Raw genomic sequence first — 11,626 nt, 5'->3', positions numbered from 1 at the left:
CCACGACCCACTGACATGCAACGCGGCACGACGACTCACCGCACAACTTTCGACTCACGCACCGCCGACCCGAGAAGGACGCAGCAAAATGGCAGCCCGAGAGCACATCGAACGACGCCCGGCCATGTTCATGCAGGTTGCCCAGCGCGTTGCCGACGACATCCGGTCAGGCCGCTACAAGCCCGGCGATCTCCTGCCGTCCGAGAAGCACATGGAAGACATGTACGGCGTGGGCAAGCACACCGCCCGCTCCGCCGTAGCCGAGCTGCGCCGCATGGGCCTGGTCGAGTCCCAGCAGGGCAAGGGCACCATCGTTCTCGCCACCGGCCAGGCCCTCCCCGCAACCAGTGTGGACCGCGCCATCCACCGCACCACGAAGGGGAGTTGGAGCCTTCCGACCACCAACGCATCGGAGACTGCCGCCGTCAGCCGGACCACGCTGGACGGGCCCCCGGCACTGCTGCTCGGCCAGCAGGACCAGGACGCCATCAGCGTGGACCGCTTGCTGCACGACCCGACCACCGGCGCCCGCATGGCCCACCGCGTGCTGATCCCTCTGGCCACCGCAGCCGAGGTTCCCACCCTTGCCGAGCAGCCCGACGCCGAAGTAGCCGACCTGTACCAGCAGCTCGCCGACGCAGGCCTGTCACTGGAGTTCACCGAGCGCGTCACCGCCCGCGCCCCCTTCCCGGACGAGCGCACCGCCCTCGGACTCAGCGACGCCAGCCACCTGCTGATCGCCTACCGCGTGACCGCCGACGCCGACCAGGGCCGCCCCCTGCTGTGCGAGGAGCTCAAGGCGCCCGCCGACACCTGTCAGCTCGCCTTCACCGTGACGCCGACGAAGCCCCCCGCCAAGCGCGCCACCGGCCGCTCATCCCGATCGGAGTAACTTCTCTTTACTTGCTCAAGGGCGCGCCTTCGGCGCGCCGGGCGGCTCTGGCCGCCTCGGCCGGGCATGCGGCCTTCGGCCGGTCCCGTCCGGACAGCCAGCCGCCCGACACCACCGCCGCCACGACCAACCAGAGAAGCCCCCGCGGATTTCGCCGGGGGCGTTGCCGTGAGTTCCGTCGGCCAGCGGTAGGCGAGCGACGACCACCGCGGCCCAATGCTCCCCCACATGGATGCCAACTCCGCGCGTCTGCACGCCGGTTACCCGCCATCTGCCCGCTACGAACCGACTCGGTACAGGCCACTGACTCAGATTTTCGTCACCCAACTACATCCGCATTTGCACCAGTTTAGTAATTCGGCTAGAGCTACTTCCCAAATGCGGAGAGTAGTTGTGTCACGCCGATATACGCAAAACTTTGCTACCAAGGGTGACGAGGCTACGGTGATGAAGCCACTCCGACGCAACGAAGGGGAGCAGCGGCCAGCCTGCAAGCATTCAGCCGTGCTCCCCTTGCGTCGCGTCACTTGGCTGTCAGCCCGTCCGCCTTGGCAGGAAGAGGAGCGATACCGGTGACTACTTTCGACCGTACCCCAGAAGTCAGCCAGGACCCGAGGGGCAGCGCCCGGCCGCATCGAGAGGTCCTGGTGTGGACCCAGACCGGTATCTGTGCCGTCTCCCTCGCGGCTGCGATCACTACCGCCCTAGCGGGTGGCCCCATCTCACTGGCCGTGGCACTGGCGGGAGCTGCCGCCATCGGTGGCATCCAGGTCACTATCAACGTCCGCCGTTAATGATCCACCTTCGGCCGGTGGTACCAGGGGTGCTACAGCACACCCCTGGACCCCGCCCAGGCGTGGCAACCTCACGCGCGAATGCGGGTTTCGTCGTGGTCCATGCCCGTGCGCGCGTGAGGTCACCACGCACGTGAGCTGTACCTTTCCCCCGTCTCGGGGTACGGATCCGACTTCCCGCAGTGGGCCGGCACTCGCCCGCCCATGAGCCGCACGCCTACCTTCGGCAGGTGTCCGCGTGCTGCTGGGCAGCGAACCGTGCAGGCCCCATACCCGTGATCAGGATCGGACGACGGCACCCCTGGCACTGGATGAACTCCCCACGCCGGTCGGTCTCGATCCACACCCGCGAGCCCGCTGCCGTCTTCCAGTCGTCCCGACTCATGTTCGTCCCCTTCCCTCTCCCGTACCGACCATGCCGACGCGCCGTCAGCCTGACTGCCATCCCGCTCGCAGTTCCCGGATGAGCACACGCGCGTCTTCCAGGCGGAGCTGTATCACCGGTTCGCCGCGCGGCCCCACATGGGCCACCGCGCGCACCAGCCGGGCATCTACGCCCAGGGCTGCTACCGCCGTGTTCAGTTCCTCGGCGACCCCGTGTGCTTCCTTCCACGGCGACACGTAGTCCACGCCGGGCACGAAGAGCGCCTCTTCCGCCCCGCTGTATCCCCCGTAGGGCGCCCTGCTCTCCGCCATCGCGCAACTCTCCCAGCCCCAGCCGTGTAGGTCACCTACAACCGGCTAGCCGCCCATACCGAACACCTGTGCACATCCAGAAACAGGGCAAGCAGTCTTCTAATGCCTTCAACAAAAGACGTACTGTCACCTGCTCGGGACGTGCCCGCATTGGATACAGGGGAAGGTCTACATGTCAAGGGCTATCAAGCGGAGGGTGCGACCGTTGCCGACTCCACAGCGGAGCGATTAACGTCCCCCGCTGGGGACGATCCGTCCACCGGTCAAAATGCCGCCCGTTCACTCGCCTGCACCACCAAGACCCACAGGCCCGCGACGACAGCCGCGCACCCACGACCGCAAGGCAGCACCCCGCACGGCTCGCCCCCGAAAACGCCGAGGTGACAGGATGACCACCATGACGGAAGCCGAACGGGAATCCCGCGCGCAGCTCTCCGACCTGGTACACAGGCGGCGCAAGGAGCTGCGGCTGAGCCTGCGCGGCTTCGCGGCGGCCTGCGTCGACCCCGCCACGGGCACGGGTGGACTGATCGGGCACAACTGGGTCGACCGCCTCGAAAAACACATGGCCACCACACCCCCGCAGCTCCCCGAACTACGCGCGCTTGCCACAGGGCTCAACCTGGCGCTGCCGGTCGTCCAAGAAGCCGCCGCCGCACAGTTCATGGGCATCACGCCCACCTACGCCACCTCCGGCGAAGCGCGCGCCCTGGTCACCTACGCCGAGGGCATGACAGAGGACGAGCGCAGGCAACTTCTGGCCATCGTCGAGGCGTACGACCGCAGCCGCACCAGCCGGTAAAACACCTCGTCAGAACGGCCCACCCCCGGGAACCGCCTGGCGTTCGATTGCTTATGCAATTAACCTGCCGATGTACGTGTGGCTCAAAGTATTCGTACATGCGTGCGTGACCAACGGGGATGCACCAAAAGGGGCAGAAAGTGGCAACTGAATCCACAGTGGTCGTATTTGAAACCGTTGACCAACTCCCCGGAGGCAGGGCCGTCCTGATTCTGGAGGCACCGGGGGACAACACGTGGAAGATCGTCAAGGGCCACATGACGCAGCAGGCCCTGACGGAGATGAGCGACCTGGTGCGGTGGCTGATCGCCAAAGGCCGCTGGGTGCAGAACTGGGAGCGTCCTCCGGCGGCGGAGGCGGACAGCGCAACGTTCACGGTCGAGGTCCGGATCGTCGACGAGCTGCCCGACGGAAAGACCGTGGACATGCGAGAGGCGCCGGGGGACTTCGTCTGGCTCATCCTCGAAGGCAACATGACCGAGCAGGCCCGAGAGGAAATGGAAGCCCAGATGCGGTTCCTCACCAACCATGGTCACTGGAAGCAGGTCTTCCCCGGCCCCGACGAGCCGTCCTCCTGATCGCCGGCACAGGCAACGGTCATCACGCAACGGCCGCTGTGCGACCACGCGCCACCGACACAGAACAGCAAACGGCCCCCTCTCCGCCGAAGCCGAGAAGGGACCGCCTAGTGGACTACTGAACGGTCATTCAGTAGAGGTACTCGTCTGTCACCCAGCCGACATACCCCTCGGGCAGGCCGCCCGCAGAGTCGCTCTGCAACATCACCTGATTCCACTGCTGACCGCCCGCCACTCGCGTGGAGCCGAGCACTTGCACCGGTTCACCCGCGTATATCTGCCCCAGGATCACCGAGTCCGTACCCGGACCCGTACGCACCCGCAGGCCATCGACGGTCACCGTCTTGGACACCAGACCCACCGGCGCCCACGCCTCACTGCGAGACGAACCGGCCGGATCCGACGGGACCACCGCCGACGCCGCCGACACACCCACCAGACCGACACCCGCGACCAGCGCACCCGACACAGCCAGCGTCCGCAGAGCCATACGCCCCATGATCAACTTCCCTTCACTCGAAACAGCACGAGCGGTCTGATTCCGCATTGCGGACGACCACTCATGCGGATGAGTGGCAAGCATCGGACATCCACCCCGGAAGGTCAACCACTTATCCGAATGAATTGCTCGTGCGGCTGACGAGAACGTCGAGTTCTGCTCCGCACGAAAACCGGGCCGGCCGCTGCCGCTCCACGATCGCGCACGACACTCAGTACAAGTCATGGGTACCGTTCCGAGGAGAGCCCGAACGGATGGAGTCCCGCGCATGCTGGAAGAAGCCGAGGAGATCGGCCGCCGTATTCGCCGCGCTCGCCTGCGCCTTGGCATGCCACAGGCAGACCTCGCCGTAGCCCTGGGAAAGTCTCAAGGGTGGGTGTCCAAGATGGAACGCGGACAAATCGAGATAGACCGCGTGGGCCTGCTCAATGCCATTGCGGCCGAGCTGCACGTACACCCCAACGACCTGATCGGACGGCCGTACACGAGCAGCACCGCCGAGAATCAGTGGCAGGTCGCCGCCGGCTCCATCCTGCGCGAACTGCGCCGATACGACCTCACACCCGCGTTCGACGGCACTCCCCGGCCAGCCAGTGAGCTGTGGCGCGACATGACCAGGCTGCACCGTCTACGGGACGCTGCGGCAAACGTCGCAATCATGCGCGTGCTTCCCGACCTGCTGCGCGAGGCCCGCGCCCTCGCCGAAGTCGCCACGGGCCATGAGCGGGAAGAGGCGTACGCCGTATACGCCGTCGCCTGCAAGTTCGCCCACACAGCCGCGCATGCCCTCGGGCACGCCGAGTTGATCACCATGGCCGCCGAACGCGCGGCATGGTCCGCCCGGTTGTCCGGCGACCCCGTCATGCCCGCGCTTGCCGACTGGATGCGCGTGTGGGACATGTGGACAACCGCGGATTGGGACGATTCCTTGCATCTGTCAGACAAAGCCCTGGGCACCATTCAGGACGACTACGACCACGGAGACCCGCTCGCCGTCCGAATGTGGGGATCACTCCAACTGCGCGCTGCTGTTTCGGCCGCCCGAGCGGGCCGGCCGTCCGAAGCCGAGGACCGAATCGCTCACGCTCGTGCCGCCGCCGACCGTATGAGCGAGCGGCAAGGTCCGCCCCTCTATGACCGGCACTCCGTGACGTTCTCTCCCGGCAACGTCCAGATTCACGCGATCAGCGTCGCACTGGAGACCGGTGACCAAACGCGTGCCCTTGCCATCAACCGGCGCACCAGTCCTGAACTCGTCGCTGCGCTGCCCAACTCCCGACAGGGGCACCATCACATGGACCTTGCCCGTGCATGGCTGTGGGATGGCAACCGCGACAAGGCACTGTCCGAGCTGGAGACCGCCGAACGCATCGCCCCGCAACTGGTCCGCCACCACCCGATCGCGCGCTCGACGCTGCGTAGCATCGTCTACAACGAGCGCGCGACCACCCGGGAGAAGCTGCGCCGCATGTCCAACCGCTTCCACCTCGACGGATGAAGGTCGTATTCCCCTGATTCATATTGGCCCCCTGACGCGCTTTTAGCTTCAGGGGCATGAGTCGACGAGGAACCCCCCACCAGCCCTCACAGGGCGGCCAGTTAGGCACCGCCGCGCCCTACTACCCCCGACTCGGCGACCTCGCTCGCGACACGTCAAAAGACGGGGAAATCGGTGTCGTCATCGCGCTGCCGGGCGAGGGGAGAAACACCTACCACCTGTGCCCGCCCGGCGGCGGCGACAAGTGGTCGGCGCCCAACGACGGCAACACCTTGCGTCCCGTGCAACCCCAGGTCACGCACCTCACACCGCTGAAACGCGACGTGACGTACGACGCGCGCGCCCAGCACGGCGGTCTGCCAGTCACCGTCCATTACGACGACGGCGGCACCAACGAGTCCCTGCTCATCCTCGATCCGTCCCAACTGGAGTTGTTCAACTCCCAGGTCGGGCGAATCCTTGCGATGCGCGACAAGGACCTCGGGGGCTTGCTGTGAGCGGACGCCACGCCGCAGGCCGCAAGCCCGGGCCGTTACGCGCAGTCTCATACACCCCGACCGCACACCGCCTTGTCGGCTACCGGTGCGAAGCTCTCGCAGCGCCTCTTGACGACAACCGCGCGTATGTCCTTGCCGCTCACAACGCCCGCTCACCACGCCTCGCCGCACGATGGCTCCAAGGGCAGGCCGAACGACTCGCCCGGCTCTTAGACCCGGACCAGTTCGCCCCTTGGCTGCACTCGGCCCCGCTTGTCCTCACGGGTGACACACACGCCGCCGACATCCTGCGTACGTGGGTCCGGGACCCCGCCAAGTACGCGGACACCATGCAGAAGCTGGCCAAGCGCATCTCGTACCAACTCACCGTCACAGACAGCGATGCTCGGTACCTCCTGATCGCGTCCCCCGTACCCGTAAGACGCCCCCCACAGTTCCCGCCCCCGTCCAGATGTTTCCCTTCCTCGGCGGGGGCCGGGGGCCAGCCCGCTGCTGTATCCGCCGCGCTGTAGATCACCACTGTGTGTGGAACCTCGCCGGGACTTCCACAGCGCGCACATGCTGCGGCGCGCTCGCCGCCCCGGCCACACCCCGATGGAGGAACGTTGACCCGCCGGACCAGGGCCGAAGTGGACGCCGCCCGAGCCGAGTTCATCAGACAGCGCGAATCCGTGGTCAAGCGCTACAACGACGGAGAACCCGCCGCATCGCTCGCCCGTGAGTTCGCGGTCACCGGCACATGGGTCGCGGAACGGCTGGACGAGTGGGGCGTTCCCCGCCGGGACCGGTCCGCCGCCGCGATCGTGCGCGGCCCCGGAATCCCGCCGCTGTGAGACTCCGCCCTCGGCCACATCGACTCGCTCTGTGGCACGAGGGCGGACACCACGCCGGTCGGCTGTCGGCGTAACGGTCGGCAGCCGACCGGTTGCACGAACACACACTGAACGGAGTGCCGATCAATGAGCAAAGCCAGGAACACCGTTGCCGCCGCAACGGCAGCCATCAAGCGGGACATGGGCAAAATTCCGGCACCCCGCCCCCACCACACTCAGGGCGCGTTGGCGGATCGCCACATGCGCCAGCACACCCCGGACAGCGTGTACGGCGAGGACATCGAGATCAAAGCCGAGGCGTAGGAGCACGCTCTGCCCGCAAGTGGACTCCCCATCCGCACCACGACGGAAGGACAACCCACCGTGACCACTCTCCTGGAATCGCCCACCGCATCCCCCGCAGCCGGTATCCGGTCCCTTGAACTGGAGATCACCGGTAAGTGCCAACTCACCTGCACGCACTGTCTGTCCGAGTCCGGCCCGCAGGCCACGCACGGCACGATGACGCCCGCAGACTGGCGGGAGGTCATCACGGACGCTGCCGCGCTCGGCATCACCACCATCCAGCTCATCGGGGGCGAGCCGACGGTTCACCCCAACTGGCGTGACTTCACCGAGCAGGGGCTTCTCCTCGGCCTGCACGTGGAGATCTACAGCAACCTGTTCCACGTCGCCCCCGGCTGGTGGGACGTGTTCGCCCGCGACGGCGTGACGCTCGGGACGAGCTACTACAGCGACGACCCCGACGAACACGACAAGATCACCGGGCGTGCGGGCAGCTACGCCCGTACCCGGTGCAACATCCGCGAAGCCGTGACGCGAGGCATCACCATTCGGGCCGGAATCGTAGACATCCTGCCGGGACAACGCGTGGCCGAGGCCCGCACCGAGCTGGAATCCATGGGCGTGAAGCACATCAACACAGACCGCGTGCGGGCCGTGGGCCGTGCCGCGCTGCCCGGCGCCACACCGACGCTGGACGAGATGTGCGGCCGGTGTACCCGAGGGCGCGCCGCCATCCTCCCGAACGGCGACCTGGCCGGGTGTGTGCTCTCGCGCGACTTCCCGGCAGGCAACGTGCAAGAGACCCGGCTCGCCGAGCTGTTCGGCGGGCAGGCGTGGGCAGAACTCTCGGCGAGGATCCCCGCCCCACGGGCAGGGTGCACTCCCGACGACTCCAACGACTGTGATCCCGCCAATACCGAAGCGTGTGACCCCGCGTACTGACCTGGAAGGCTCGGCAGCATGGATTGGGTAACCAAGGCAAGCAGTCTCGCGGCCCAGGCAACCGACCCTGATTCGCGATGGTTCGCCCCCGTGGCACGCATCCCCCGGCACGAGCTCATCCCGCGCTGGTGGGACAGGGACGACACCGGACGATGGGTACTGCACGACGGACCGAGCGACCCGGAAGGGTGGGCGCAGGCCGCGTACACGGACCGATCGCTGATCACCCGAGTCGGGACGCTCCACGCCGACCAGGCCGAGCCCGGAGACAACCCCGAAGGACTGCCCACGTCGTCCGCCACGCTGCCGAGCCTGGTCGTACGGATGCTGCGGCACACACGAGTCGCCGACGGGGGGTCGCTGCTCGACCTCGGCACGGGGGCCGGCGGGCTCACCGCGTACGCCTGCAATCGTCTCGGGGACGAGCACGTGACGAGTCTGGACGTGGACCCGTACTTGGTCAGCGTCGCAGGGCAACGGCTCGCGTCCATGGGCTACGTCCCGAAGCTGATCACGGCGGACGCCACCGTAAGCGTGCCCGGCTCGTACGACCGCATCGTGTCCACGGTCGCACTCGCCCCCGGTCCGGCGCTCCGGGCGGTGCTCGGCGCACTGGAGCCCGGCGGACGGATCGCAACGACGCTCGCGAGCACCTCCCTGATCGTCACCGGCTGGAAGAACCAGGAAGGAGACGTGATCGGACGGGTGGAGCGGGACATGGCGGGCTTCATGCTCACCCGTTCCGGCGACGACTACCCGCCCGCCCTCACCGAGCCGTTCAACCTCGCCCGCGAAGCAGACGGAGAGGCGACGAGTACCGGCCGCTACCCCGTGGTGGACGTGGCGAACGCCTGGGAACTCCGGTCCATGCTGGAAGTCACGACGCCCGGTGTCGACGTCGACTACGAGACCAGCGGACGCACGAGAACGGCCTATCTCGTGCACCCGGATGGTTCGTGGGCACGCGCGTCCGCCGAGTGGACCGACCCGCCGCAAGTCCACCAGGGCGGCCCGCAACGCCTCTGGGATGCCCTGGAGCGCATCCGTAACCGGCTCAACGCGGAAGGCTCGTTGCCGCTACTCGGTGCAAGCGTCCGCATCACGCCCGATGGCGTGTGCCACCTGTCACGCGGACGGTGGCGCGCCTCCATGGGCGCGAGATAGACCCCGGCGCGGCGACACTCCCCCCGTTCAGCCGCGCCGGCCCCGTGGCACTCCCGACCGGACCAGCCCCGAGCACGGGCAGACGTGCCCGAACGAGCGCACACGCTCAGCTCCCGCCCCGGTCCGCCCCTTCACTGGGGTGCCGCTCCCGCCCAAGTGGTGAGGGTGCCACACCCGCCCCGCCCCTGTGCCACCCCCGTGGCGCGCGGGCGGGGCTTTCCTCTCTCCTCTCCCCAACCGAGGAACGCCCCGCGTTGCAGTGCACCGCCGTCCGCTGCTTGCCAGCCCGCGAAACGCTCGCGCAGATACTGTCCGCCGCCGACCCGCCCGAGGATCCCGCACAGTTCGCCAGTGGATACGCGGTCTGCGAACTCGGCGAGCACCACCGCGGGGAACACGCGGATCACCTATGGGACTGCGACAACCCCGATCAAGCCGTCTGGTTCCTGTGGACCGAGACCAAGCACCGGTTCGTCACGCTCAGATGGTGCCCGGCCGAACAGGCCAACGGCGACGCATGCGGCCTGTACACCGACCACCCACAAGACCACACGTGGAACGTGATCGATCCAACGCAGGAAGCCATGAAGGCAGACATAGCCGCCCACCCAGAACGATGGGGCCTACGTCGTGAGTACTAGGGCGTGTTGCGAAAGTGGATCAAGGTCGTGAAATGATCAGGCGCCGTGGGGCGTGGTGATCTGACGAACGGCCAGTGGGCCCGGCTTGGACCGTTGTTGCCGACGGGCAAGAAGCCAGGGCGGCCGCCGACATGGACGCGTCGGCAGTTGGTCGACGGCGTACGGTGGCGGACCAGGACTGGTGCGCCGTGGCGTGATCTCCCAGAGCGGTACGGACCGTGGGACCGGGCCCACGACCTCTTTCGACGGTGGCAGCGCGACGGCACCTGGAAGCGGATCTTCGAGCAACTGCAGGCCGAGGCCGATGCGAAGGGCCTGATCACCTGGGACGTCAGCGTGGACTCCACGATCGCCCGCGCCCACCAGCACGCCGCCGGGGCTCGCAAAAGGGGGATCTGCAGAAGGAGCCTCCTGGTGGCGTCGACACCGAGCCCGACGACCACGGCCTCGGACGCTCGCGTGGCGGGTTGACCACCAAGCTGCACCTCGCGGTCGAGCAGGGGCAGAAGCCGCTGTCCCTGCTCGTCACCGCGGGCCAGAGGCAGTGTCGTGGGCTGGTCGATCGACGCCTCACCCACCGCGGCCCTGACCACCAACGCCCTGGCCATGGCCATCGGCAACCGCTCCCCGAGCCCGGGCAGCACCATCATCCACTCCGATCATGGAGTGCAGTTCGGATCCTGGGCATTCACCGAACGCGCCCGCGGCTCCGGCCTGTTGCCCTCCACGGGCTCCATCGGGGACTGCGCGGACAACGCGATGATGGAGTCCTTCTGGGCCCGGGTCCAGGTCGAATTACTCAACCGCCGGCGGTGGCGGACACGGATGGAGCTGTCCACCGCCCTCTTCGAATACCTCGAGATCTTCCACAACCGACAGCGCAGGCACTCCGCGCTGGGCGTGCTCAGCCCGGTGGAGTACGAACTCCGCACGCCACCGGTAGCGTGAAACCAAGCGACTCGACTCCACCCAACTCGGGGCGCTCCCACCACTCCATCAGACCCGGAACGGTTCAGTCTGACGCGAATTTTGCTCCACCCCCCGGGCCACCAGGATCACTCTGCGATGCTGGAGATCCCTGCTGATCTTCCTCGACGTCCGTGCGTTCCTTGTCGATCTCGCGAGAAAGGAAGAAGTTGAGGGCTGTTCGGATTGCAGCGATGGCAGCGAGTTGACCGATATCGGTCCAGCTGGGCGCCACGGCTGTCCGCAGCACATCGGCACCCAGCTGGAACTCCAGCCCCAGGGCGACGAATTTACTCAGGTTCAGGCGGATCTGGTTGTACCTTCGCTCCCTCTTGCGGCCCTTGACCAGCGCCGTTAGGAAGCTGCCGAATGCCCAGGCGGCGCCGACGAAGATGATCAACGCACCTGCGGCCTCCATCATGCCTGCCAGGGCGTCGATCGCGTTGCTGTGCCACGACTCCGGCAGCACCTCGACGGACATGATCATGTCTCTCGCTCCACCCGCGCTTGGTTTGCCTCAGCGTAAGTGCGATGCACAA

At 67.2% G+C, this 11,626-nt stretch carries 15 protein-coding genes; 12 read left to right on the top strand and 3 right to left on the bottom strand.

Annotation, left to right across the window (positions count from 1 at the left end):
• Positions 1 to 88 precede the first annotated feature (88 nt).
• Positions 89 to 892 carry a GntR family transcriptional regulator gene (locus tag BLU79_RS04305; RefSeq protein WP_093904262.1) on the top strand — a complete coding sequence of 268 codons (804 nt, stop codon included), beginning with the start codon at positions 89 to 91 and terminating at the stop codon, positions 890 to 892.
• Positions 893 to 2,115: 1,223 nt separating this feature from the next.
• Here BLU79_RS04305 and BLU79_RS04300 read toward each other — a convergent pair.
• The gene (locus BLU79_RS04300) at positions 2,116 to 2,382 is read right to left on the bottom strand and encodes a hypothetical protein (RefSeq protein ID WP_093904261.1); all 267 of its coding nucleotides are present in this window, start codon (positions 2,380 to 2,382) and stop codon (positions 2,116 to 2,118) included.
• A gap of 388 nt (positions 2,383 to 2,770) precedes the next feature.
• Between BLU79_RS04300 and BLU79_RS04295 the strand changes: the two genes are divergently transcribed.
• A complete protein-coding gene (locus BLU79_RS04295; protein ID WP_093904260.1) occupies positions 2,771 to 3,184 on the top strand; it encodes a hypothetical protein in 414 nt (137 codons plus the stop codon).
• A gap of 140 nt (positions 3,185 to 3,324) precedes the next feature.
• Positions 3,325 to 3,762 (top strand): hypothetical protein, encoded by a 438-nt coding sequence (locus BLU79_RS04290; RefSeq protein ID WP_143052452.1) that lies wholly within the window; start codon positions 3,325 to 3,327, stop codon positions 3,760 to 3,762.
• Positions 3,763 to 3,892: 130 nt separating this feature from the next.
• On the opposite strand, the gene BLU79_RS04285 is transcribed toward BLU79_RS04290, so the two are convergent.
• Positions 3,893 to 4,252 carry an SH3 domain-containing protein gene (locus BLU79_RS04285; protein WP_256333142.1) on the bottom strand — a complete coding sequence of 120 codons (360 nt, stop codon included), beginning with the start codon at positions 4,250 to 4,252 and terminating at the stop codon, positions 3,893 to 3,895.
• Between the two features lie 277 nt (positions 4,253 to 4,529).
• Here BLU79_RS04285 and BLU79_RS04280 point away from each other — a divergent pair, with 277 nt between their 5' ends.
• The 9 genes from BLU79_RS04280 to BLU79_RS04245 all read left to right on the top strand — a co-directional run bounded on the left by BLU79_RS04280 (position 4,530) and on the right by BLU79_RS04245 (position 11,069).
• Positions 4,530 to 5,759 (top strand): helix-turn-helix domain-containing protein, encoded by a 1,230-nt coding sequence (locus BLU79_RS04280; protein WP_093904257.1) that lies wholly within the window; start codon positions 4,530 to 4,532, stop codon positions 5,757 to 5,759.
• A 56-nt stretch (positions 5,760 to 5,815) separates the two neighbouring features.
• Positions 5,816 to 6,256, top strand: a complete 441-nt coding sequence (locus BLU79_RS04275) for a hypothetical protein (RefSeq protein WP_177000859.1) — start codon at positions 5,816 to 5,818, stop codon at positions 6,254 to 6,256.
• A gap of 605 nt (positions 6,257 to 6,861) precedes the next feature.
• Positions 6,862 to 7,089, top strand: coding sequence for a hypothetical protein (locus tag BLU79_RS04270; RefSeq protein WP_143052451.1), 228 nt, complete (start codon positions 6,862 to 6,864; stop codon positions 7,087 to 7,089).
• A 126-nt stretch (positions 7,090 to 7,215) separates the two neighbouring features.
• Positions 7,216 to 7,392 carry a hypothetical protein gene (locus BLU79_RS48060; protein ID WP_177000858.1) on the top strand — a complete coding sequence of 59 codons (177 nt, stop codon included), beginning with the start codon at positions 7,216 to 7,218 and terminating at the stop codon, positions 7,390 to 7,392.
• Positions 7,393 to 7,452: 60 nt separating this feature from the next.
• A complete protein-coding gene (locus BLU79_RS04265; protein WP_093904255.1) occupies positions 7,453 to 8,316 on the top strand; it encodes a radical SAM/SPASM domain-containing protein in 864 nt (287 codons plus the stop codon).
• 18 nt (positions 8,317 to 8,334) lie between these two features.
• Positions 8,335 to 9,480, top strand: coding sequence for a methyltransferase domain-containing protein (locus BLU79_RS04260; protein ID WP_093904254.1), 1,146 nt, complete (start codon positions 8,335 to 8,337; stop codon positions 9,478 to 9,480).
• Between the two features lie 278 nt (positions 9,481 to 9,758).
• Positions 9,759 to 10,121: a hypothetical protein gene (locus tag BLU79_RS04255; RefSeq protein WP_143052450.1), complete on the top strand. Its 363-nt coding sequence runs from the start codon at positions 9,759 to 9,761 to the stop codon at positions 10,119 to 10,121.
• Positions 10,122 to 10,166: 45 nt separating this feature from the next.
• On the top strand, positions 10,167 to 10,592 hold the full coding sequence (locus BLU79_RS04250; RefSeq protein WP_256333141.1) for an IS5 family transposase: 426 nt from the start codon (positions 10,167 to 10,169) through the stop codon (positions 10,590 to 10,592).
• A 78-nt stretch (positions 10,593 to 10,670) separates the two neighbouring features.
• The gene (locus BLU79_RS04245; RefSeq protein ID WP_093904252.1) at positions 10,671 to 11,069 is read left to right on the top strand and encodes an integrase core domain-containing protein; all 399 of its coding nucleotides are present in this window, start codon (positions 10,671 to 10,673) and stop codon (positions 11,067 to 11,069) included.
• Positions 11,070 to 11,133: 64 nt separating this feature from the next.
• Here the strand turns inward: BLU79_RS04245 and BLU79_RS04240 are convergent, their stop codons facing one another.
• Complete coding sequence (locus tag BLU79_RS04240; protein WP_371131808.1) at positions 11,134 to 11,574, bottom strand: DUF1622 domain-containing protein; 441 nt, start codon at positions 11,572 to 11,574, stop codon at positions 11,134 to 11,136.
• Positions 11,575 to 11,626: the final 52 nt, after the last annotated feature.

The organism is Streptomyces sp. cf386, from assembly GCF_900103585.1.
Lineage (GTDB): Bacteria > Actinomycetota > Actinomycetes > Streptomycetales > Streptomycetaceae > Streptomyces.
The sequence above is the reverse complement of the archived record's forward strand: the minus strand, read 5'-3'. Positions and strand labels throughout refer to the sequence as shown.

What these genes read in the sequence shown, in the direction of transcription:
- BLU79_RS04305 (WP_093904262.1), top strand. Translation starts at nt 89, where the DNA reads ATGGCAGCCCGAGAGCACATCGAACGACGCCCGGCCATGTTCATGCAG.
- BLU79_RS04300 (WP_093904261.1), bottom strand. Translation starts at nt 2,382, where the DNA reads ATGGCGGAGAGCAGGGCGCCCTACGGGGGATACAGCGGGGCGGAAGAG.
- BLU79_RS04295 (WP_093904260.1), top strand. Translation starts at nt 2,771, where the DNA reads ATGACCACCATGACGGAAGCCGAACGGGAATCCCGCGCGCAGCTCTCC.
- BLU79_RS04285 (WP_256333142.1), bottom strand. Translation starts at nt 4,252, where the DNA reads ATGGCTCTGCGGACGCTGGCTGTGTCGGGTGCGCTGGTCGCGGGTGTC.
- BLU79_RS04280 (WP_093904257.1), top strand. Translation starts at nt 4,530, where the DNA reads ATGCTGGAAGAAGCCGAGGAGATCGGCCGCCGTATTCGCCGCGCTCGC.
- BLU79_RS04275 (WP_177000859.1), top strand. Translation starts at nt 5,816, where the DNA reads ATGAGTCGACGAGGAACCCCCCACCAGCCCTCACAGGGCGGCCAGTTA.
- BLU79_RS48060 (WP_177000858.1), top strand. Translation starts at nt 7,216, where the DNA reads ATGAGCAAAGCCAGGAACACCGTTGCCGCCGCAACGGCAGCCATCAAG.
- BLU79_RS04260 (WP_093904254.1), top strand. Translation starts at nt 8,335, where the DNA reads ATGGATTGGGTAACCAAGGCAAGCAGTCTCGCGGCCCAGGCAACCGAC.
- BLU79_RS04240 (WP_371131808.1), bottom strand. Translation starts at nt 11,574, where the DNA reads ATGATCATGTCCGTCGAGGTGCTGCCGGAGTCGTGGCACAGCAACGCG.